Raw genomic sequence first — 20,445 nt, 5'->3', positions numbered from 1 at the left:
TGGGAGGGCCGCGCCGGCTCGGTCAGGAGCCGGCGCGGTCCCCGCCCAGGGCCGCCCGGCCGGCCTCCAGCCGGGCCACCGGCACCCGGAACGGGGAGCAGGACACGTAGTCCAGGCCCACCTCGGAGAAGAAGTGCACCGAGTCGGGGTCGCCGCCGTGCTCGCCGCAGATGCCGAGCTTCAGCTCCGGGCGGGCGGCCCGGCCGGCCTCGGCGGCGATCTGCACCAGCCGCCCCACCCCGTCCCGGTCCAGGGACTCGAACGGCGAGATCCCGAAGATCCCCTTGTCCAGGTACTGGTGGAAGAACGCCGCCTCGACGTCGTCGCGGGAGAAGCCCCAGGTCATCTGCGTCAGGTCGTTGGTGCCGAACGAGAAGAACTCCGCGGAACCGGCGATCTCCCCGGCGGTGAGCGCGGCGCGGGGCACCTCGATCATGGTGCCGATCAGCGGTTGCACGTCGATGCCGCAGCTCTCGCAGACCTCGGCGAGCACCCGCTGGGTCTCCTCGCGGATCGCCTCCAGCTCCTGCACGGCGCCGACCAGCGGGATCATGATCTCCGGTCGCGGGTCTCCCCCGGCGAGCTTGCGCTCGCAGGCCGCCTCGGCGATCGCGCGCACCTGCATGGCGAACAGGCCGGGAACGACCAGACCCAGCCGCACCCCGCGCAGTCCGAGCATCGGGTTGGACTCGTGCATGCCACGGACGGCGGCCAGCAGCCGCAGGTTGCCCTCGTCGGGCTCGCCCCGCTCCTCGGCCAGCGCGACGCGCACGGAGAGCTCGGTGAGGTCGGGCAGGAACTCGTGCAGCGGCGGGTCGAGCAGCCGCACGGTCACCGGCAGCCCGTCCATCGCCTCGAAGATCTCCAGGAAGTCCTGCTTCTGCAGCGGCTCCAGGGCGTCCAGCGCGCTCTGCCGGTCGGCGTCACCGTCGGCCAGGATCAGCTTCTCGACGAGCTTCCGGCGGTCGCTGCCCAGGAACATGTGCTCGGTGCGGCACAGGCCGATGCCCTGGGCGCCGAAGCGCCGGGCTCGGGCGGAGTCCTCCGGGGTGTCGGCGTTCGTGCGGACGTCGAGCCGCCGCTGCTGGTCGGCGTGCGTGAGGATGCGGTGCACGCTGCGCACGATGTCGTCGGTGTCCTCGGCCGTCGGGTCGATCTCGCCCTCGAAGTAGCGGACGACCGACGACGGCTCCACCGGCACCTCGCCCAGCCACACGCGCCCGGTCGAGCCGTCGATGGAGATGACGTCGCCCTCGTTGACGACGGTCCCGTCGGGCGCGGTGAACTTCTTCCCCTTGGTGTCGACCTGCAGCTCCTCGGCGCCGCACACGCAGGTCTTGCCCATGCCGCGGGCCACCACGGCCGCGTGCGAGGTCTTGCCGCCGCGACTGGTCAGCACGCCCTGGGCGGCGATCATCCCGGAGAGGTCGTCGGGGTTGGTCTCCCGGCGCACGAGGATGACGTCCTCGCCGCGGTCCGCCCACGTCGCCGCCTCCGCGGACGAGAAGACCGCCTTGCCGACGGCGGCCCCGGGCGAGGCGTTCATGCCCTGGGTGAGCTGCGTGGCGTCCCCACCGGAGACGAAGCGCGGGAACATCAGCTGGGCCAGCTGGTCCCCGGTCACCCGGCGGACCGCCTCGTCCATGTCGATGAGCCCCTCGTCGACCAGCTGGGTGGCGATCACGAACGCGGCGGCAGCGGTGCGCTTGCCGACGCGGGTCTGCAGCATCCACAGCTTGTTGCGCTCGACGGTGAACTCGATGTCGCACAGGTCGCGGTAGTGGCCCTCGAGCCGGCTCATGATGCCCATGAGCTCGTCGTAGGCGCCGCGGTCGATGCTCTGCAGGTCGACCAGCGGCACGGTGTTCCGGATGCCGGCGACCACGTCCTCGCCCTGGGCGTTCTGCAGGTAGTCGCCGTACACGCCCTGCGCGCCGCTGCCCGGGTCGCGGGTGAAGGCGACGCCGGTGCCCGAGTCCATGCCCAGGTTGCCGAAGACCATCGCGCAGACGTTGACCGCGGTGCCGGCATCGCTCGGGATGCGCTCGCGCCGGCGGTAGATGACCGCGCGGTCGGAGTTCCACGAGTCGAAGACGGCGTTGATCGCCAGGTCCATCTGCTCGCGCGGGTCCTGCGGGAAGTCGCGGCCGGTGTGCTCCCGGACGATCTCCTTGAACCGGCCGACGACGTCGGTCAGGTGCGCGGCGTCCAGGTCGAGGTCGGACTCCGTGCCCTGCTCCCGCTTCACCTCGTCGAGCGCCTCGTCGAACAGCTCGCCGTCGATGCCCAGGACGGTCTTGCCGAACATCTGGATCAGCCGGCGGTAGGAGTCCCAGGCGAACCGCTCGCTGCCCGCCTGCGCGGCGAGGCCCTGCACCGACTCGTCGTTCAGGCCGACGTTGAGGACGGTCTCCATCATCCCGGGCATCGAGGCGGCTGCACCGGAGCGCACCGAGACCAGCAGCGGGTCGTCGGGGTCGCCCAGCGACTTGCCCATCGCCTTCTCGAGCGCCCTCAGGTGCTCGGTGACCTGGCCGTCGAGCTCCTCGGGGGTGCCGCCGTGCTCCAGGTAGTAGCGGCACGCGTCGGTGGTGATGGTGAAGCCCGGCGGCACCGGCAGCCCCAGGTTGGTCATCTCGGCGAGGTTGGCTCCCTTGCCGCCGAGCAGGTCCTTCTGCTCCTTGTTGCCCTCGCTGAAGTCGTAGACCCACGTCGCCTTGCTGGTCATCGCCCCGTACCTCCGCGTTCGACAGCTCGCTACCGCTTGGAGGGGATCGTGCCGTACCGGAGCGACGGCGGCCGGATCAGTCGGTGCCGCAGATCCGGAGGCCGTCCTCCCCGATGACCGTCAGCTCGGACGTCGTCCCGTCGGCCCACCGCACCGGTACCAGCCGCACGTCCCCGTCCCTGCGCACCTCGCCCAGCTCGGGGTCACCGTCGCCCAGGTACTCGCCGGCCACGTCACCCGGCTCCAGCCGTGCCCGCTCGTCCGCGCAGAGCAGGGCGTGCGCCGTCTCGGTGTCGTCCGCGGCGAGGGCGGTCAGGAAGACCCCGGTCACCTCGGTCGCCTGCTCGCTGCCCGAGCCGCGGATCACGACGCCGAGGAGCACGACGAGCACAGCGGCGAGCACCGTGCCGCCGAAGATCAGCACCAGCCACTTGCCCGACCGCTGCGGAGCACCGGTGTGCAGCGGCGCCGGGTCGTCGTCGTAGAGGAAGGGCCCGCTGGTCATCCGCCGCTCGTCTCCAGTTCCGCGCCCACCGGAGGTCGGGGGTCGTCCCGGTCGGCCAGCCAGCCCTCGGGCAGGGCGACCGGCCGCGGCGGGGTCGTGCGGCCGCGCGGAGCCCCGAGGACGGCGGTCGGATAGGGCTGGTCGGGGATGCGCGCGAGCAGCTCGGCCAGCTCGTCGAGACCGCTGACCATGGCCAGCGCCCGCCGCACGTCGGATCCGACGGAGAACCCCTTGAGGTACCAGGCGACGTGCTTGCGGAAGTCGCTGCAGCCGTGGCGCTCGCCGTGCTCCTCGGCCAGGAGCGTGGCGTGCCGGTGCATGATCGCGGCCACCTCGGACATGGTCGGCAGCACCCGGCGGGACTCGCCGGCGAAGGCGGCGGCCAGGTCGCCGAACAGCCACGGCCGGCCCAGGCATCCCCGGCCGATGACCACGCCGGCGCAGCCGGTCTCGGCGACCATGCGCAGGGCGTCGTCGGCCTCCCATATGTCGCCGTTGCCCAGCACCGGGATGTCGACGCTCTCGACCAGCCGCGCGATGGGCGCCCAGTCGGCGGTGCCGCTGTAGAGCTGGTCGGCCGTGCGCCCGTGCAGGGTGATGGCGGCGGCGCCCTCGTCCTGGGCGATCCGGCCTGCGTCGAGGTAGGTGACGTGGTCGGCGTCGATGCCGATGCGGGTCTTGATCGTGACCGGGACGTCCTTCGCGGCGCGCACGGCCTCGCGGACGATGTTCCGCAGCAGGACGCGGTGCCAGGGCAGCGCGGAGCCGCCGCCCTTGCGGGTCACCTTGGGCACCGGGCACCCGAAGTTCAGGTCGATGTGCGCCGGGCGGGTACCGGCGACGCCCTCGTCGACCAGCATCTCCACCGCACGGCCGACGGTCGCCGGGTCGACGCCGTAGAGCTGGACGGAGAACGCGTCCTTCTCGTCGGCGGTCGCGCGCACCATCCGCAGCGTCTTCTCGTTGCGCTCGACCAGCGCGCGGGTGGTGATCATCTCGCAGACGTAGAGGCCGGCGCCGAACTCCCGGCACAGCGTCCGGAACGCCGGGTTGGTGATGCCGGCCATCGGCGCGAGCACGACCGCGGGGTCGACGGTCAGCGCCCCGAGCCGCAACGGCGGGAGCGCCGTCGTCGTCGGCTCGAGGGTGGCGGTCACGGCACCCAGCGTAGGCGGCGAGGTACGTCACCCCGGCGCGACGGGGCGGTGGCCCCCACGCGGCCGTTCCGTGGCCCGGGGTGTCCGCTCCAGGGACACCGCTCCGGCCGCCGTCCCTGGCATCCTGCCCGCATGGGCGTCACGGACTGGGACCACAACAGCTGGTACCACCGGCTGCTCCTGCGGCAGGTGCCCGCCGGAGCCCAGCGGGCGCTGGACGTCGGCTGCGGCGCCGGCACGCTCGCGCGCCGCCTCGCCGCGACGGTCCCGCACGTCGACGGCATCGACCGGTCGCCGGTGATGGTCGACGCGGCGCGCGAGGGAGCCCCGCCCAACCTGACCCTGCAGGTCGCCGACGCCCTGACCGTCGACCTGCCCGCCGCCTCCTACGACGCGGTCCTCAGCGTCGCGGTCCTGCACCACCTGCCACTGGACGAGGCGCTGCCCCGCATGGCCGGGTGGCTGCGACCGGGGGGCGTGCTCGCCGCACTGGCCCTCCCGGCAGGAGACCTGCCTCGCGACCTCCCGGTCGAGCTGGCGGCGGCGATCGGCCACCACGCCCTCGGGCTCGCCTTCAGCGGCCTGCGCCCGGTGACCGGCGCCGATCTCTTCCGGCACGAGGACAGCCACGACGCGATGCCCGTGGCCGACGGCTCGCTGACCACCCGTCAGGTACGGGCGCAGGCGGCCGACCTGCTGCCGGGCGTCCGCGTCCGGCGGCTGCTGTTCTGGCGCTACCTGCTGGTCTGGCACAAGCCGGCCTGACGCCCGCCCGGTGCCGGGCGGGCGTCAGGCGGGCGTGGTCAGCAGCCGACGAGGCGGGCGCCCAGGTAGGACTCGACCTGGTCCAGGCCGACCCGCTCCTGGCTCATCGAGTCCCGCTCGCGGATGGTCACCGCCTGGTCCTCGAGGGTGTCGAAGTCGACGGTGATGCAGAACGGCGTCCCGACCTCGTCCTGCCGGCGGTACCGGCGGCCGATGGCGCCGGCGTCGTCGAAGTCGACGTTCCAGTTCCGGCGCAGGGCGGTGGCGAGGTCCTTCGCCTTCGGCGAGAGATCGGCGTTGCGCGACAGCGGGAGGACGGCGGCCTTCACCGGCGCCAGCCGCGGGTCGAGCGTGAGCACCGTGCGGGTGTCGACGCCGCCCTTCGCGTTGGGCGCCTCGTCCTCGGTGTAGGCCTCGATGAGGAAGGCCATCAGCGAGCGGGTCAGGCCGGCCGCGGGCTCGATGACGTAGGGCGTCCAGCGCGTGTTGCTGGCCTGGTCGAAGTAGGACAGATCGGTGCCGGAGTGCTCGGTGTGCGTCCTCAGGTCGAAGTCGGTGCGGTTGGCGATGCCCTCCAGCTCGCCCCACTCCGACCCCTGGAAGCCGAAGCGGTACTCGATGTCGACGGTGCGCTTCGAGTAGTGCGACAGCTTCTCCTTCGCGTGCTCGTAGTGCCGCAGGTTCTCCGGGGCGATGCCGAGGTCGGTGTACCAGCGGGTGCGCTCGTCGATCCAGTACTGGTGCCACTCCTCGTCGCTGCCCGGCTCGACGAAGAACTCCATCTCCATCTGCTCGAACTCGCGCGTGCGGAAGATGAAGTTGCCCGGGGTGATCTCGTTGCGGAAGGACTTGCCGATCTGCCCGATGCCGAACGGCGGCTTCTTGCGGGCGGCGCCCATGACGTTGGCGAAGTTCACGAAGATGCCCTGGGCGGTCTCCGGGCGCAGGTAGTGCAGCCCGGACTCGTCCTCGACGGGGCCGAGGTAGGTCTTGAGCATCATGTTGAAGTCGCGCGGCTCGGTCCACGCGCCCTTCGTGCCGCAGTTCGGGCAGGAGATGTCGGCCAGGCCGTTCTCCGGCGCCCGGCCCTTCTTCTCCTCGAAGGCCTCCTCCAGGTGGTCGGCCCGGAAGCGCTTGTGGCAGCTCTGGCACTCGGTCAGCGGGTCGGTGAAGACGCCGACGTGCCCGGATGCGACCCAGGTCTGGCGGGGCAGGATCACCGAGGAGTCCAGGCCGACGATGTCGTCCCGGCTCTGGACGACGGTGCGCCACCACTGCTTCTTGATGTTCTCCTTGAGCTCGACGCCCAGGGGGCCGTAGTCCCATGCGGAGCGGGTGCCGCCGTAGATCTCCCCGGACGGGAAGACGAAGCCCCGTCGCTTGCAGAGGTTCACGACCTTGTCGAGGCGGGCGGGGTCGTGCTTGGCGGTGCTGTCGCTCACGGCGAGAGGCTCCATCCGGCTGGCGGTCGGCGGTTGACCTGTCCACGGTAGTTGTGCGCCGGTGGACGCCTCCGCCCGCGGGTGCGCTCAGCTGCCCCGGAGGAGGATCAGCCAGGCGACCGTCGAGGCGACGATCACCAGGATCGGCAGCAGGGTGAGGACCACCCAGGGCCAGCGCCGCGGGTTGGCCCCCACCTGCACCGGCTCGATCGGGCGGTGCCGCATCTCGGGCGAGCTGAACGCCAGCGTCCGCTGCCGGACCGCCGGGCCGGGTGGCGCCGCCAGCTCGTCGGTGCGCCGGACGGCCAGTCGCCGCGCCTCGACCTCGGCCGGGTCGAGTTCCTCGACAGCGGGGGCCTCCGCGGGTGGAGTGCCACTCGCTGCGACCGGTGGCCGTGCGGGCCCCGGTACGGACGTCGTCGGAGGGTCCAGGGATGCGCGGTGGCCCGCCCACTCCGCGGGCATCGCCGCCGGGGGGCGGTCGGGCAGCGGCGGCAGCGTGATGTCGCGGGTGGGGTCCTCGGGCGCCGGGGGCCCGTCGTGCATCCGATCGGTCATGGGTGCCTCCGGGCGGTCCGCGGCCCGCCGGCGGCGGGAGCTCCGGTGCTGGATGCCCGCCCCGGCGCGCGCTACGCCTCCCCGCCCGCGGGCTGCAGCTCGTCGGCGTCCCGGTCGCTGTCGTCGTCGGTGAACTGCTGGGCGAGCAGCATGCGGACCTCGGCGTGCCGCACCAGGAAGGCCCGCTCGTCCAGCCGCTTGCGGCGCAGCCAGCCGGTGACCTCGTCGTTGCACTTGCTGGCGTTGCACGAGCCGCAGGCGGGGACGATGTTCTCCAGGGTGTACCGGCCGCCGCGGGACAGGGCGAGCACGCAGTCGCGCTGCAGCGGCACGCCGGTCGCGCCGCAGTAGGCGCAGCCGCCCCAGGCCTCCTGCAGCAGCGTCCACTGCCCGGGGCTCAGGTCGTGCTCGACGGCGTCCATGCGGCGCTTGCGCCGACGGGCGTACCGGGCGGTGCGGGTGCGGCTGACCACCGGCCGACCGTAGGCGCTGACGGGCGCCGCAGGTGGGAGCGCCGCGTCACTCCCGCACGTCGGCCGGCCCCGCCGACATGGGGAGTCCGGCCGCGATCCACGCCTCCACGCCCCCGACCAGGTCGGTGGCCCGGTGCAGGCCGATGGCCCGCAGCGACGCCGCGGCCAGGCTGGAGCTGTAGCCCTGCCGGCACACGACGACGACCTCCAGGCCGGGGCCGGTGGCCTCGGGGATGCGGTGGTCACCCGCAGGGTCCAGACGCCACTCCAGCACGGTCCGGTCGATGACGACGGCGCCCGGCAGCTCGCCCTGCCGACGGCGCTGCGCCTCGGTCCGGGTGTCCACCACCAGGGCGCCCCGGGACGCGGCCGCGCGCAGCTCCACGGGGGTCAGCCGGCGGACGCCTTCCCGGCTGGCGGCGAGCACCGCGTCGACCCCTCCGTGCACCACCGACGTCACGGGGACGAGCCTGCCAGCGCGTGCAGCGGGCCGCCCGCCGAGGTCACTCCGTCACGTAGACCCCGGGTTCGTCGACGGCGTGCATCCACACCGGCGCCCCGGCGATCTTCACCGCCGCGGCCGAGAGCCCGCGGCGGTACGCCCCGACGCCGTCCCACCGGGTCACCAGCGCCCACAGCGTCGGGTCGTCGGCCGCCCGGCCGAAGTCCCCGCTCCGGAAACCCGGCATGGCCCCGAGCGCCTCCAGCAGCGGCCCGACGGCTGCCTGCAGCGCCGCGCCGTCCTCTGCTGTCGCCCGGAGGCGCGTCACCGCGAACATCCGCTGTCTCCCGTCGTCGAGGCGTCGCCGGTCAGCGCGGTGCCATGCGGATGGCGCCGTCGAGCCGGATGGTCTCGCCGTTGAGGTAGCCGTTCTCCAGGATCTGGGCGGCCAGCAGGGCGAACTCGGCGGTGTTCCCCAGCCGGGGCGGGTTCGGCACCGAGGCCTCCAGGGACGCACGGACGTCGTCACGCAGGCGTGCCAGCAGCGGGGTGTCCATGATCCCGGGGGCGATGGTGCACACGCGGATCGCCTTGCTCGCCAGGTCGCGGGCCGCGTTGAGGGTCATGCCGACGATGGCCGCCTTGGACGCGGTGTAGGGCAGCTGACCGATCTGGCCCTCGAACGCCGCCACCGAGGCGGTCAGCACGATCGCGCCGCGCTCGCCGTCCTCGGGCTCGTTGCGCGCCATGCGGGCCGCGCCCAGCCGGAGCGCGTTGAACGAGCCGGTCACGTTGAGCTTCATCACCCACTCGAAGTCCTCCAGCGACCCGGGTTCGCCGCCCTTGTCGAGCACGCGGAGCCGGCGGCCGGCGCCGGCGCAGTGCACCAGGCCGCGCAGCGGGCCGCCCTCGCCCGCGGCGTCCAGGGCGGCGGCGAACTGCTCGCTGTCGGTGACGTCGGCAGGGGCGAACCGGGCGGCGTCCCCCAGGTCGGCCGCCACCTGCTCCCCGGCCGAGCTCGGCAGGTCGATGATCGTCACCCGGCCGCCGGCGGCGACGAGCCGCTGGGCGGTGGCCAGGCCGAGGCCCGAGGCGCCGCCGGTGACGGCGGTCGTGAGTCCGGACAGCTGCATGGGTGTTCCTCTCGGAGGGTGGTCAGATCCGTTCGCGGTTGCGGTCGCGGGCGACGAGCTGGGCGGCGATGACGTTGCGCTGCACCTCGTTGGTACCCTCGCCGAGGATCATCAGCGGGGCGTCCCGGAAGTAGCGCTCGACGTCGTACTCGCGGGAGAAGCCGTAGCCGCCGTGCACGCGCATGGCGTCCAGCGCCACCTGCATCGCCGTCTCGGAGGCGAACAGCTTGGCCATGCCGGCCTCGAGGTCGGCGCGCTCGCCGCTGTCGAGCACCGCGGCGGCGTCGAGGGTCATCAGCCGCGCCGCCCGCGTCTTCGTCGCCATGTCGGCGAGCAGGTTGCCCACCGACTGGTGCTGCCAGATCGGCTTGCCGAAGGTCTCGCGGTCCTGCGCGTAGGCCAGTGCCGCCTCGAGTGCGGCCTGCGCGACGCCGACCGCCCGGGCCGCGACCTGGATCCGGCCGACCTCCAGGCCGCGCATCATGTGCCGCCAGCCCTGGCCGGGTACGCCCCCGAGGACGGCGGAGGCGGGCACCCGCATCGCGTCGAAGGAGAGCTCGCACGCCTCGACGCCCCGGTACCCGAGCTTGGGGATCTTGCCCGACACCGTCAGGCCCTCCCCGGGTTCGACGAGGAGCACGCTCATGCCGGTGTGGGCGGGCTCGGCGGTGCGGTCGGTCTTGCACAGCAGCCCGATGAGACCGGAGTGCTGGGCGTTGGAGATCCAGGTCTTGGATCCCGTGATGACCAGGTCGTCTCCGTCCGCGGCGGCGGAGGTCCGCATGCCCTGCAGGTCGCTGCCGCCGGAGGGCTCGGTCAGCGCCATGGTCGCGCGGATGCGCCCCTCGGCCATCGCGGGCAGGTACGTGCGCTGCTGGGCCGGTGTGCCGAAGGTGCGGATCAGGTAGCTGATGACGGAGTGGCCGCCGATCGCGCCGGCCAGGCTCATCCAGCCGCGGGCGAGCTCTTCGGTGACGCGGGCGAAGCAGGCCGCGCTGACGTCGGCGCCGCCGTGCTCCACGGGCACGAGGAGACCGAAGAAGCCGAGGCCCTTCATCTCCTCGATGAACTCGTGCGGGTACTCGTCGACCGCCTCGAACTCCCGGACCCGCGGCTTCACCCGCTCGTCGACGAAGCGCGCGACCAGGCCGACCATGTCCTGCTCGTCCGCCGTCAGGGTGCTCATGCCGCGGACACTATGTTGTGCGGCCATGACCGCCGTCACACCCCCGCTCCTCCCCCTCGCCGGGATCACCGTGGTGGCGCTGGAGCAGGCGGTGGCCGCCCCGCTGGCCACCCGCCACCTCGCCGACCTGGGCGCCCGGGTGCTGAAGATCGAGCGGGTGGGCGAGGGCGACTTCGCCCGCCACTACGACGGCGCGGTGCACGGGATGGCCTCGCACTTCGTGTGGCTCAACCGCGGCAAGGAGTCCGTCGCCCTCGACCTCAAGTCCCCCGACGGCGTGGCCGCGGTGCGGGCCCTCGTGGCGGGGGCCGACGTCTTCCTGCAGAACCTCGCGCCCGGGGCGGTCGCCCGGCTGGGACTCGACGGCGAGGCGCTGCGGGCCGCCGACCCGCGGCTCGTCGTCGTGAACATGTCCGGCTACGGCGCCGACGGGCCGCGGCGGGACCGCAAGGCCTACGACATGCTGATCCAGGCCGAGACGGGGCTGGTCTCGGTCACCGGCACGCCGGAGACCGCGACCAAGACCGGCGTCCCCGCCTCCGACATCGCCGCGGGCCTCTACGCCACGAACTCCGTGCTGGCCGCGCTGTTCCGGCGCGAGCGCACCGGTGAGGGCGCCACCGTCGAGGTGTCGATGTTCGACTCCACCGCCGAGTGGCTCGGGCACCAGATGTACATGCAGATGTACGCCGGCCGGCAGGTCCCGCGGATGGGCCTGAGCCATGCCGCGATCGCGCCCTACGACGCCTACCCCACCCGCGACGGGCAGGTCCTGATCGGCGTGCAGAACGACCGGGGGTGGCAGGACCTCGTCACCACGGTGTTCGGCCGTCCGGAGCTGGCGGATCACCCCCGGCTGCGCACCAACGTGCTGCGGGTGGCGAACCGGGCCGAGTGCGACGAGGTGGTCGCCGCGGAGACCCGCACGTGGACGACGGCCGAGCTCGACGCCCGGCTGGCCGAGGCGGGTGTGCCGGCGGCGCAGCTCAACGACATGCAGGGACTCATCGAGCACCCGCAGCTGAGCGCCCGGGACCGCTGGCGCGAGGTGGGCACCCCTGTGGGCCCGGTGCGCGCGATCCTGCCTCCGATGACCTTCACCGACGTGGAGCTGGCCATGGGCGACGTCCCGGCCCTCGGCGAGCACACCGTCGCGGTGCTCTCCGAGTTCGGCTACAGCGCCGCGGAGATCGACCGCCTGTGCGCGGCCGGCACGGTGGGCGCCGGGGATCCGGGATCCCGGTGACGCCGGACGACGCGGACGGCATGTCCCCGGATGCCACGTCCCCGGCCGGCCCGCCGCCGACCGACCAGGAGAGTTACGAGATAGCTCTGCGCGCCCAGTTCGGTCTCCGCTCGGACCTGTCGTACGTGCGGAAGGTCGACGCGGACCCGGGCTCGACCACCGACCGGCTCGGGATCCCGCTGACACCGGACGAAGCGGCCGCCATCGATGCACGGTCCGCGACGGTCGGCGCCCTCCATGCAGCGGCGCAGGACCTCGACGGCTTCGGCGGCATCTGGATCGACCAGGCCGCGGGCGGTGTCATCCACCTCGCGGTGGCGGGGACCTGGTCCGAGGAGACGGTCCAGCGCCTGCGGTCGCTGGTGCCCGCCGGCCAGCAGCTCGTCCTCGAGGAGGTCGCGGTGAGCCTGGCTGAGCTGGAGTCCCTCCTGGGGCGGCTCAACGACGTGTCCCTCTCGGACCCCTCGATCCGGGAGCACCTCGCGGGGCTTTACCTGGAAGAGCAGAACAACGCCGTCCGGCTCACGATGCTGACCGACACGCCGCAGGAGGCGCTCGACCGGATCGCGCAGGAGTTCGGCGGGCCCGGCTTCGTCCTGGACAGCGCCGCGGAGGGGGGCTACAGCTACGGCTAGGCAGCGAGCCGCCGGCCCTCAGGCGGAGCCGAAGCGACGCTGGCGGGAGGCGTACTCCTCGCAGGCGGCCCACAGGTGCCGGCGGTCGAAGTCGGGCCAGAGCGTGTCGAGGAAGACGAACTCCGCGTAGGCCGACTGCCACAGCAGGAAGTTGCTGGTGCGGTTCTCCCCCGAGCTGCGGACGAACAGGTCGACGTCGGGCATGTCCGGCTCGTCGAGGAACCGGGCGATGGTCTTCTCGTCGATCCTGTCCGGGTTCAGCCGGCCGGCGGCCACCTCGCGGCCGATGGCCGCCGCGGCGTCGGCGATCTCCGCCCGGCCGCCGTAGTTGACGCACATGGTCAGGGTGAGGACGTCGTTGTCGCGGGTGAGTTCCTCGGCGACCTCGAGCTCCTTGATCACCGAGCGCCACAGCCGGGGACGGCGTCCCGCCCAGCGCACCCGCACCCCGAGCTCGTGCATCTCGTCGCGGCGCCGGCGGATCACGTCGCGGTTGAAGCCCATGAGGAAGCGGACCTCGTCGGGGCTGCGCCGCCAGTTCTCGGTGGAGAAGGCGTAGGCGCTGATCTGCTTGATGCCGAGCTCGATGGCGCCCTCGACGCAGTCGAACAGCGAGGACTCCCCCGCCTCGTGCCCGGCCGTGCGCGGCAGCCCGCGCTCCTTGGCCCAGCGGCCGTTGCCGTCCATGACGATCGCGACGTGCCCGGGCACCTTGTCGCTGGGCAGCTCCGGCGGGCGCGCGCCGGAGGGGTGCGGGTTCGGCGCCTTGACCTCGCGCTTCACGCGCCCGTCCCGACGGTCAGCGGCTCGGCCGGCTGCAGAACGGTCGGGCGCGCGTCGGAGCGGTCGACCAGCGGCAGCGAGCGCAGCCCGCGCTCGAGGTGCCACTGCAGCATCGCGGCCACCAGGCCGCTGCTCTCGCGGCGGTTGATGCCCTGGCTGGCGTCGGCCCGGTCCCAGTTGCCGGTCAGGAGTGCCTCCATCAGCTCGAGGGTGACCGGGCTCGGCATTGCCGAGCCGGTGGGGCGGCAGGCCGGGCACACGGTGCCGCCGGCCGGGACGGAGAAGTGCCGGTGCGGCCCGGCCTCGCCGCAGCGCGCGCACTCGCCCAGCGCGGGCTCCCACCCGGCCACCGACATCGCTCGCAGCAGGAAGGCGTCGAGCACCAGGCCGGGCTGGTGGGTCCGCTCACCGAGGGTCCGGAGCGCGCCGACGACGAGCAGGAACATCCGCAGCGACGGCTCCTTCTCCTCGGCGGTGAGCCGGTCGGCGGTCTCCAGGACGGCGGTCCCGGCGGTGTAGGCCGGGTAGTCGGCGACGATCTCCTGGCCGTAGGACCGGATCGACTCCACCTGGCTGACGATGTCGAGGTTGCGGCCGGTGTAGAGCTGCAGGTCGACGTGGGTGAAGGGCTCCAGCCGCGCACCGAACTTGCTCTTGGTGCGGCGCACGCCCTTGGCGACGGCGCGCACCTTGCCCGTGCGGCGGGTGAGCACCGTGACGATCCGGTCGGCCTCGCCCAGCTTCTGGGTGCGCAGCACGATGCCCTCGTCCCGGTAGAGGGCCTTCGGGGTGTGCGCGCTCAATAGCCCAGCCTGTTCAGCTTCTTCGGGTCGTCCTGCCACTCACCGAGCACGGTCACGTGCAGGTCGAGGTGCACGCGGGCGCCGAGCAGGGTCTCCATGCCCACCCGCGCCTCGCTGCCGATCGCCTTGATGATCGACCCGCCCTTGCCCAGCAGCATCGGCTTCTGGCTGTTGCGCTCGACGTGCAGCAGGGCGTGGACCTCGATCAGGTCGCGGTCGGTCCGGCGGTTGATCTCCTCGATGGTGACCGCCAGCGAGTGCGGCACCTCCTGGAACACCTTCTCCAGCGCCGCCTCGCGGACCAGCTCGGCCAGCTGCCGCTCGACGTCCTCGTCGGTGGTCTGTTCTTCGGGGTACAACGGCGGGCCCTCGGGCAGCAGGCCGATCAGCAGCCTCTCCAGCAGCTCGACCTGGTCGCCCTTGACCGCGCTCAGCGGCACGACCTCGGCGGCCTGGACCAGCTGGCTGGCGGCGATCAGCTGCTCGGCGACCTGCTTCTTGCCGGTGGCGTCGGTCTTGGTCACCACGAGCACGATCGGCGCCTTGATCTCGCCCAGCTGGCGGGCGATGAACTTGTCACCGGTGCCCACGGGCTGGTCGGCCGGGACGCAGAAGACCACGACGTCGACGTCGGACAGCGTGTCGCGGACGACGTCGTTGAGCCGCTTGCCCAGCAGGCTCTTCGGCTTGTGCAGGCCAGGGGTGTCGACCAGCACGATCTGGCCCTCTGGCCGGTGCACCACCCCGCGGATGGCGTGCCGGGTGGTCTGCGGCCGGTTGCTGACGATGCCGACCTTCTCGCCCACCAGCGCGTTGGTCAGCGTCGTCTTGCCGGCGTTCGGGCGGCCCACCAGGGCGACGAAGCCGCTGCGGTGCGGCGTCTGCTCGGGGCTGCTCACGCCGACAGTCTCCCATCGACCACCGACGCCGGCGGCGCACGACGTCAGGCGGTGGTGCGGAGGGTCCCGTCGGGGCCGGCGAGGTGCACGGGTGCCGACGGCGTGAGGTCGTGGACGGCGGCCAGCCCTTCCTGCTCCACCGCGTCGGCCTCGGAGACGATCGCGGCGGCCTCCAGGCCCTCGACCCCGCTGGAGACGGCGGCGGCGACGGCGGCCTGCAGCGCCGACAGCTTCAGCGACGGCAGGGCGACGCTCGCCGCGACGTAGGTGCGGCCGTCGGTGTCCCGGACCGCCGCTCCCTCGGCCGCGCCGGTGCGGGCCCGGGCGGACCGGGCGAGGGTGACGAGCTTGGCGTCCTCGGGCTGCAGTTCACTCACGGTCGTCACCCTTCCACCGGGGCCGGCTCCTCGTACCGGGTGGCCCCCCTGCCCGGCGCATCGCCCGCGTCCTCGGTGGCATCCTCACCCAGCTCCTCCACCCGGCACACCAGCAGGGTGTCCACCCGGTTGCGGCGTCCGCCGGTGCTCTCGGCCACCAGCCGCAGCCCGCCGATCTCGGCCGACGCACCCTCGATGGGCACCAGGCCGAGCTCGCGGGCCAGCAGGCCGCCGACGGTCTCGACGTCGTCGTCCTCGGGCAGCTCGACGCCGAAGAGCGTGGCGAGGTCCTCGACCGGCAGGCGAGCGGTGACCCGCATCGAGCCGTCGGACAGCTCCTCGACCGGGGGACGCTGGAAGGCGTCGTGCTCGTCGGCGATCTCGCCCACGATCTCCTCGAGGATGTCCTCGATGGTGACCAGGCCGGCGAAGCCGCCGTACTCGTCCACGACGATCGCGATGTGGATGCGCTGGGCCTGCATGTCCCGGAGCAGCTCGTCGACCGGCTTGGACTCCGGCACGAAGGTCGGCGTCCGCATGAGCTCCTCGACCCGCGGGCCGCCGCGGTCCTGGGAGTTCTGCGACCGACGGACGAGGTCCTTGAGGTAGACCACGCCCACGACGTCGTCGACGTTCTCGCCGATCACCGGGATGCGGCTGAAGCCGCTGCGCAGGGCCAGCGCCAGCGCCTGGCGCACGGTCTTGGTGCGCTCGATCCAGACGACGTCGGTGCGCGGGACCATCACCTCTCGGGCGATGGTGTCCCCGAGCTCGAACACCGAGTGGATCATGTTGCGCTCGCCGGACTCAACGACGCCGCGCTCCTCCGCCATGTCGACCAGCTCGCGCAGCTCGACCTCGGAGGAGAACGGGCCGTCGCGGAAGCCGCGGCCGGGGGTGATCGCGTTGCCGACCAGGATGAGCAGGGTGGCGACCGGGCCGAGCACGCGGCCGAGCAGCCTCACCACGCCGGCGGTGGCCAGCGCGATCGAGTAGGCGTGCTGCCGCCCGAGGGTGCGCGGACCGACGCCGACCAGCACGTAGCTGACCACGGTCATCACCCCGGCGGCGGCGAGGAAGGTGCGCCAGCCGCCGCCCCACGCGTCGTAGAGCAGGACGGTGGCCAGCACCGCCGCCACCATCTCGCAGGCGATGCGGAGCAGGAGCAGCAGCGACACGTGGCGGGCCCGTTCGAGCACGACCTGCTCGAGCGCACCGGCGCGCTTGGCGCCCTCGCGCCGGAGCTCGTCGACGCGCGCCTTGGAGACCCGCTGGAGGGCGGCGTCCATGGCGCCGAAGAGACCCGCGAGCGGGACGAGGCAACAGGCGATCACCAGCATGACGACCGCGCCGGAGCTCATCGGAGGTTCTGCTCCCCGCCCGACGGTGCGCCGGTCACCGGTCCCCGGGGCGCCGCCGGTGCGCCGGTCACCGGCTCCCGCGGCGCCGCGCGCCAGCTCTCGATGAGCTTCGACTGGAGACCGAACATCTCCTTCTCCTCGTCGGGCTCCATGTGGTCGTAGCCGAGCAGGTGGAGCACCCCGTGGGTGGCCAGCAGCACCAGCTCGTCGTCCATGGAGTGACCCGCGGCCCTGGCCTGGCGGACGGCCACGGCCGGGCAGAGGACGACGTCGCCGAGCAGGGCCGGGCCCGGGTCGGGGTCGTCGGGACGGGCGGTGTCGAGCTCGTCCATGGGGAAGGCCAGCACGTCGGTCGGCCCCTTCTCCCCCATCCAGCGCTCGTGCAGGCTGCTCATGTACTCGACGTCGACGCAGAGCACCGACAGCTCGGCCATCGGGTTGACGTCCATCTCACCGAGGACGAAGCGGCAGATGCCGGCCAGCTCCGCCTCGTCGACGGCGATCTCGGACTCGTTGGAGACCTCGACGGGCATCTCGGCTCAGCTCCCCTGCCGGCGCGGCCGGGTCGGTCGTGCGGGTGCGGGCGACGTGGCCGTCGCCGGCGGGCGGGCGGCGTCGAAGCGCTCGTAGGCGTCGACGATGTCGCCGACCAGCCGGTGCCGGACGACGTCGGTGCTGGTGAGGGTCGCGAAGTGCACGTCCTCGACCCCGTCGAGGATCTCGCGCACGATCTTCAGCCCGCTCTGCGCGCCGCCGGGCAGGTCCACCTGGGTGACGTCGCCGGTGACGACGATCTTCGACCCGAACCCGAGCCGGGTCAGGAACATCTTCATCTGCTCGGCGGTCGTGTTCTGCGCCTCGTCCAGGATGACGAACGCGTCGTTGAGCGTGCGGCCCCGCATGTAGGCCAGCGGCGCGACCTCGATCGTGCCGGAGGCCATCAGCCGCGGGATCGACTCGGGGTCGACCATGTCGTGCAGCGCGTCGTACAGCGGCCGCAGGTAGGGGTCGATCTTCTCGCTGAGGGTGCCGGGCAGGTAGCCCAGTCGCTCGCCCGCCTCGACCGCCGGACGGGTCAGGATGATCCGGTTGACCTGCTTGGTCTGGAGCGCCTGCACCGCCTTGGCCATGGCGAGGTAGGTCTTGCCGGTACCGGCCGGGCCGATGCCGAACACGATGGTGTGGGTGTCGATCGCGTCGACGTAGCGCTTCTGGTTCAGCGTCTTCGGGCGGATCGTGCGCCCACGCCGGCTGATGATGTCGAGGCTGAGCACGTCGGCCGGCCGCTCGGACCCGCCGCTCTTCAGCATGGCGACGACGCGGCGCACCGAGTCGGGGCGCAGCTGCTGACCGGTGCCGATCAGCGCGATGAGCTCGTCGAAGACCCGGACGGCGAAGGCGTTGTCGGCCGGCTGCCCGGTCACGGTGATCTCGTTGCCGCGCACGTGCACGTCGGCGTCGACCTCGGCCTCGACCAGGCGCAGGAGCTCGTCGGCGGAGCCGAGCAGGGCGACCATGGAGACCGACTCGGGCACGGAGATGGTGGTGCGGACGGCGGCCGGGCGGCTCCCGCCCGCAGCGGATGGACGGCCGGCGGTGTCGTCCGCGGCGGCGGCCTGCGCCGATGCCTCACGGGACGTGGGGGCACCTTCGACGGGGACGTTCGGGGAGGTGTCGGGCAAGAACCCTCGACCCTGCCTTCCTGGCTGGGAGTGGCGGACCGCTCGATGCTACCCGCGCACAGCGCCCCCGAATCGCCGTTCGCCCCGATGGGGTCACCGCCCGGAGTAGGTCGCCTTCCCCGGTCCGTCGGTGAGGAAGGACCGGACCGCGCCGCGCAGGTCCTCGCTGGCGAACAGCGCCCCGGAGACCTCGGGTACGAGGGCGTCGGCGGCGCGGGCGCCCTGCCGGACGGCCGTGGCCACCAGCTGCTTGGTCGCGGCGTGCGCGACCGTGGGGCCCGCCGCCACCCGGTGCGCGTACGCGCGGGCCGCCTCCGCGAAGCCGTCGTCGGGCAGCACGCGGTTGACGACGTTCCAGCGCTCGAGCACGGCGGCCGGGTAGCGCTCGCCGGTGAAGATCAGCTCGCGGGCCCGCGCGGGGCCGGCCCGCTCCGCCAGCCGCTGTGGACCGCCCATCGACGGCGTGAGCCCGACGACGATCTCGACCAGGCCGAAGCTCGCCCGCTCGGCCGCCAGGAGGATGTCGCAGCACAGCGACAGCTCGAAGGCCGCGGTGAGGGTGAGGCCGTGCGCGGCGAAGACGGTGGGCACCGGCAGGTCCTCGACGGTCTGGGCCACCCGCAGCAGCTGCGCCCAGAGTTCGCCACCGCGTTCCACCGGCTCGGGCCCCTCGGCGATGTCCCGGAAGAAGGTGACGTCGACGCCGCCGGACACGACCTTCCCGCGGGCCTCGAACAGCACCGCCCGCGCCCGGTCGGGCCGCTGGGGGTCGGTGAGCTCGACCAGCTGGGTCACCGCGGCGTCCAGCGCCTGGAACACCGCGGGGGTGAACAGGTTCAGCGGCGGGTTGTCGAGGACGACGACGGCGACGTCGCCGTCCCGCTCGACGCGGACGGGCGGGGCGGTCTGCTCGGTCACGGCTCGATCCTCGCAGGAGTACCGCTCAGCCGGGCGGCCAGCTCAAGCCCCGGCCGCCCAGGACGTGCAGGTGCACGTGGTGCACCGTCTGACCCGCGTCCGGCCCGGTGTTGGCCACCAGCCGGTAGCCGGGCTCGGCGCCGTCACCGGTGACCAGGCGCTCCTGGCGGGCGACGGCGTGCGCGGCGGCCACGACGTCGCCCAGCAGCGCAGGGTCGGACTCGGCGAGCGCCCCCACCGTGGCGTGGTGCGTCTTCGGGATGACGAGCACGTGGGTGGGTGCCTGCGGGTTGATGTCCCGGAACGCCAGCACCCGGTCGGTCTGGAGGACGACGTCGGCGGGGATCTCCCCGTCGACCATGCGGCAGAACAGGCAGTCGGACACGACCCGCACCCTAGGGCCGACCGTCGCACGTGGCTTCCTGGGACCCGGTGGGGCGGCCCGGATCCGGCCCGGCGGCGTGCGCTCCCTGCCGGCGCGTCGGCCTGCGCGACGTCCTCCCTCACCGTGGCGCGTCCTCCCTCACCGCGCACCGTCAGGGAGGAGGCGCTGGGATCAGGTCACCTGATCCCAGCGCGGGAGCCGGTCAGGCCCAGCGCGTGCCCGCCGACAGCGCGGCGAGGGCGGCCGCGCCTGCCGTCGAGGTGCGCAGCACCTCGGGCCCCAGCCGCACCGGCTCGGCACCGGCGGCGCGGAAGGCCACGACCTCGCCGTCGGTGAGCCCGCCCTCGGGCCCGACGACGACGGCCACGACCCCGGTGCCCGGCACGGTCAGCTCGGCCATCGGCCGCCGCGCCTGTTCGTGCAGCACGACCGCGAGGTCGGCGTCGCCGAGCAGCCCGCACACCTCGCGGGTCGACATCGGGTCGGTCACCTCGGGGACCCGCGGCCGGCGGGACTGCTTGCTGGCGGCCCGCGCGGCGGCGCGCCACTTGGCCACGCCCTTGGCCACCCGGTCCTCGCGCCAGCGGGTCACGCAGCGCGCCGCCGTCCACGGCACGATCCGGTCGACGCCGAGCTCGGTGGCCAGATCCACGGCGAGCGGTCCGCGGTCGCCCTTCGGCAGCGCCTGCACCAGCACGAACTCCGGCTCCGGCGCCGGCACCTCGAAGCGGGCGGAGACCGCGACCCGCAGTCCCTGCGGGCCGGCCGAGACGACCTCGCCCTCGGCGACCGCGCCCTGGCCGTCGCCGACGCGGACCCGCTCCCCCGGCTCCAGGCGCAGGACGTCGACGGCGTGCCGTCCCTCGGCGCCGTCGACCAGCAGTTCAGCGGTCTCGGGCAGGTCGTCGAGCAGGAACAGGGGGGCACCGTCGAGCTGGGGCGCCCCCGCGTCGGTGGCCGTCACCGG

General features: G+C 73.3%; 23 protein-coding genes. 3 read left to right on the top strand and 20 right to left on the bottom strand.

Annotation, left to right across the window (positions count from 1 at the left end; genetic code table 11):
* Window positions 1–22 precede the first annotated feature (22 nt).
* The 3 genes from ppdK to dusB all read right to left on the bottom strand — a co-directional run bounded on the left by ppdK (window position 23) and on the right by dusB (window position 4,390).
* Entirely contained in the window at window positions 23–2,728 is a 2,706-nt protein-coding gene (gene ppdK, locus ACI793_RS08340) for a pyruvate, phosphate dikinase (RefSeq protein WP_456605909.1), read from the bottom strand.
* Between the two features lie 76 nt (window positions 2,729–2,804).
* Complete coding sequence (locus ACI793_RS08335; protein WP_456605908.1) at window positions 2,805–3,233, bottom strand: hypothetical protein; 429 nt, start codon at window positions 3,231–3,233, stop codon at window positions 2,805–2,807.
* Complete coding sequence (dusB, locus tag ACI793_RS08330) at window positions 3,230–4,390, bottom strand: tRNA dihydrouridine synthase DusB (RefSeq protein ID WP_456605907.1); 1,161 nt, start codon at window positions 4,388–4,390, stop codon at window positions 3,230–3,232. The genes ACI793_RS08335 and dusB overlap by 4 nt, the downstream gene beginning before the upstream one ends.
* A gap of 132 nt (window positions 4,391–4,522) precedes the next feature.
* Here dusB and ACI793_RS08325 point away from each other — a divergent pair, with 132 nt between their 5' ends.
* Window positions 4,523–5,155, top strand: coding sequence for a class I SAM-dependent methyltransferase (locus ACI793_RS08325; RefSeq protein ID WP_456605906.1), 633 nt, complete (start codon window positions 4,523–4,525; stop codon window positions 5,153–5,155).
* Between the two features lie 38 nt (window positions 5,156–5,193).
* Here ACI793_RS08325 and ACI793_RS08320 read toward each other — a convergent pair whose 3' ends face one another.
* From ACI793_RS08320 to ACI793_RS08290, 7 genes are all read right to left on the bottom strand, one after another.
* Window positions 5,194–6,597, bottom strand: coding sequence for a glycine--tRNA ligase (locus tag ACI793_RS08320; protein ID WP_456605905.1), 1,404 nt, complete (start codon window positions 6,595–6,597; stop codon window positions 5,194–5,196).
* Window positions 6,598–6,684: 87 nt separating this feature from the next.
* On the bottom strand, window positions 6,685–7,155 hold the full coding sequence (locus tag ACI793_RS08315) for a hypothetical protein (RefSeq protein ID WP_456605904.1): 471 nt from the start codon (window positions 7,153–7,155) through the stop codon (window positions 6,685–6,687).
* A gap of 71 nt (window positions 7,156–7,226) precedes the next feature.
* Entirely contained in the window at window positions 7,227–7,628 is a 402-nt protein-coding gene (locus ACI793_RS08310) for an HNH endonuclease (RefSeq protein WP_456605903.1), read from the bottom strand.
* Between the two features lie 46 nt (window positions 7,629–7,674).
* Complete coding sequence (locus ACI793_RS08305) at window positions 7,675–8,088, bottom strand: rhodanese-like domain-containing protein (RefSeq protein ID WP_456605902.1); 414 nt, start codon at window positions 8,086–8,088, stop codon at window positions 7,675–7,677.
* A 43-nt stretch (window positions 8,089–8,131) separates the two neighbouring features.
* On the bottom strand, window positions 8,132–8,407 hold the full coding sequence (locus tag ACI793_RS08300; protein ID WP_456605901.1) for an antibiotic biosynthesis monooxygenase family protein: 276 nt from the start codon (window positions 8,405–8,407) through the stop codon (window positions 8,132–8,134).
* A 31-nt stretch (window positions 8,408–8,438) separates the two neighbouring features.
* A complete protein-coding gene (locus ACI793_RS08295; protein ID WP_456605900.1) occupies window positions 8,439–9,203 on the bottom strand; it encodes an SDR family NAD(P)-dependent oxidoreductase in 765 nt (254 codons plus the stop codon).
* A 22-nt stretch (window positions 9,204–9,225) separates the two neighbouring features.
* On the bottom strand, window positions 9,226–10,389 hold the full coding sequence (locus ACI793_RS08290) for an acyl-CoA dehydrogenase family protein (protein WP_456605899.1): 1,164 nt from the start codon (window positions 10,387–10,389) through the stop codon (window positions 9,226–9,228).
* Between the two features lie 25 nt (window positions 10,390–10,414).
* On the opposite strand from ACI793_RS08290, the gene ACI793_RS08285 reads away from it, so the two are divergent.
* Together ACI793_RS08285 and ACI793_RS08280 are read left to right on the top strand one after the other, a co-directional pair.
* Window positions 10,415–11,635 carry a CaiB/BaiF CoA transferase family protein gene (locus ACI793_RS08285; protein ID WP_456605898.1) on the top strand — a complete coding sequence of 407 codons (1,221 nt, stop codon included), beginning with the start codon at window positions 10,415–10,417 and terminating at the stop codon, window positions 11,633–11,635.
* The gene (locus ACI793_RS08280; protein ID WP_456605897.1) at window positions 11,632–12,270 is read left to right on the top strand and encodes a hypothetical protein; all 639 of its coding nucleotides are present in this window, start codon (window positions 11,632–11,634) and stop codon (window positions 12,268–12,270) included. Before ACI793_RS08285 ends, ACI793_RS08280 begins: the two co-directional genes overlap by 4 nt.
* A gap of 18 nt (window positions 12,271–12,288) precedes the next feature.
* Here ACI793_RS08280 and ACI793_RS08275 read toward each other — a convergent pair whose 3' ends face one another.
* The 10 genes from ACI793_RS08275 to ACI793_RS08230 form a co-directional block, all read right to left on the bottom strand.
* Complete coding sequence (locus ACI793_RS08275; protein ID WP_456605896.1) at window positions 12,289–13,053, bottom strand: isoprenyl transferase; 765 nt, start codon at window positions 13,051–13,053, stop codon at window positions 12,289–12,291.
* The gene (gene recO / locus ACI793_RS08270; protein ID WP_456605895.1) at window positions 13,050–13,856 is read right to left on the bottom strand and encodes a DNA repair protein RecO; all 807 of its coding nucleotides are present in this window, start codon (window positions 13,854–13,856) and stop codon (window positions 13,050–13,052) included. Before recO ends, ACI793_RS08275 begins: the two co-directional genes overlap by 4 nt.
* Window positions 13,853–14,755, bottom strand: coding sequence for a GTPase Era (era, locus tag ACI793_RS08265; RefSeq protein ID WP_456605894.1), 903 nt, complete (start codon window positions 14,753–14,755; stop codon window positions 13,853–13,855). The genes recO and era overlap by 4 nt, the downstream gene beginning before the upstream one ends.
* A gap of 44 nt (window positions 14,756–14,799) precedes the next feature.
* Window positions 14,800–15,132, bottom strand: coding sequence for a cytidine deaminase (locus ACI793_RS08260; protein WP_456605893.1), 333 nt, complete (start codon window positions 15,130–15,132; stop codon window positions 14,800–14,802).
* 5 nt (window positions 15,133–15,137) lie between these two features.
* Window positions 15,138–16,493 (bottom strand): hemolysin family protein, encoded by a 1,356-nt coding sequence (locus tag ACI793_RS08255; RefSeq protein WP_456605892.1) that lies wholly within the window; start codon window positions 16,491–16,493, stop codon window positions 15,138–15,140.
* On the bottom strand, window positions 16,490–17,026 hold the full coding sequence (gene ybeY, locus ACI793_RS08250) for an rRNA maturation RNase YbeY (RefSeq protein ID WP_456605891.1): 537 nt from the start codon (window positions 17,024–17,026) through the stop codon (window positions 16,490–16,492). Before ybeY ends, ACI793_RS08255 begins: the two co-directional genes overlap by 4 nt.
* A gap of 6 nt (window positions 17,027–17,032) precedes the next feature.
* Window positions 17,033–18,028, bottom strand: a complete 996-nt coding sequence (locus tag ACI793_RS08245; protein WP_456605890.1) for a PhoH family protein — start codon at window positions 18,026–18,028, stop codon at window positions 17,033–17,035.
* A gap of 240 nt (window positions 18,029–18,268) precedes the next feature.
* On the bottom strand, window positions 18,269–19,093 hold the full coding sequence (locus ACI793_RS08240; protein ID WP_456605889.1) for an enoyl-CoA hydratase/isomerase family protein: 825 nt from the start codon (window positions 19,091–19,093) through the stop codon (window positions 18,269–18,271).
* Between the two features lie 25 nt (window positions 19,094–19,118).
* Window positions 19,119–19,478, bottom strand: coding sequence for a histidine triad nucleotide-binding protein (locus ACI793_RS08235; protein WP_456605888.1), 360 nt, complete (start codon window positions 19,476–19,478; stop codon window positions 19,119–19,121).
* 202 nt (window positions 19,479–19,680) lie between these two features.
* Window positions 19,681–20,442, bottom strand: coding sequence for a 16S rRNA (uracil(1498)-N(3))-methyltransferase (locus tag ACI793_RS08230; RefSeq protein ID WP_456605887.1), 762 nt, complete (start codon window positions 20,440–20,442; stop codon window positions 19,681–19,683).
* Window positions 20,443–20,445: the final 3 nt, after the last annotated feature.

It is taken from the genome of Blastococcus sp. SYSU DS0617 (genome assembly GCF_054051075.1).
This window is presented reverse-complemented; position numbering and strand designations above follow the sequence as displayed.

Bases quoted from the DNA above. Each gene is read 5' to 3' on its own strand.
- ppdK (WP_456605909.1), bottom strand. From the start codon at position 2,728: ATGACCAGCAAGGCGACGTGGGTCTACGACTTCAGCGAGGGCAACAAG.
- ACI793_RS08335 (WP_456605908.1), bottom strand. From the start codon at position 3,233: ATGACCAGCGGGCCCTTCCTCTACGACGACGACCCGGCGCCGCTGCAC.
- ACI793_RS08325 (WP_456605906.1), top strand. From the start codon at position 4,523: ATGGGCGTCACGGACTGGGACCACAACAGCTGGTACCACCGGCTGCTC.
- ACI793_RS08315 (WP_456605904.1), bottom strand. From the start codon at position 7,155: ATGACCGATCGGATGCACGACGGGCCCCCGGCGCCCGAGGACCCCACC.
- ACI793_RS08300 (WP_456605901.1), bottom strand. From the start codon at position 8,407: ATGTTCGCGGTGACGCGCCTCCGGGCGACAGCAGAGGACGGCGCGGCG.
- ACI793_RS08295 (WP_456605900.1), bottom strand. From the start codon at position 9,203: ATGCAGCTGTCCGGACTCACGACCGCCGTCACCGGCGGCGCCTCGGGC.
- ACI793_RS08290 (WP_456605899.1), bottom strand. From the start codon at position 10,389: ATGAGCACCCTGACGGCGGACGAGCAGGACATGGTCGGCCTGGTCGCG.
- ACI793_RS08285 (WP_456605898.1), top strand. From the start codon at position 10,415: ATGACCGCCGTCACACCCCCGCTCCTCCCCCTCGCCGGGATCACCGTG.
- ACI793_RS08255 (WP_456605892.1), bottom strand. From the start codon at position 16,493: ATGAGCTCCGGCGCGGTCGTCATGCTGGTGATCGCCTGTTGCCTCGTC.
- ybeY (WP_456605891.1), bottom strand. From the start codon at position 17,026: ATGCCCGTCGAGGTCTCCAACGAGTCCGAGATCGCCGTCGACGAGGCG.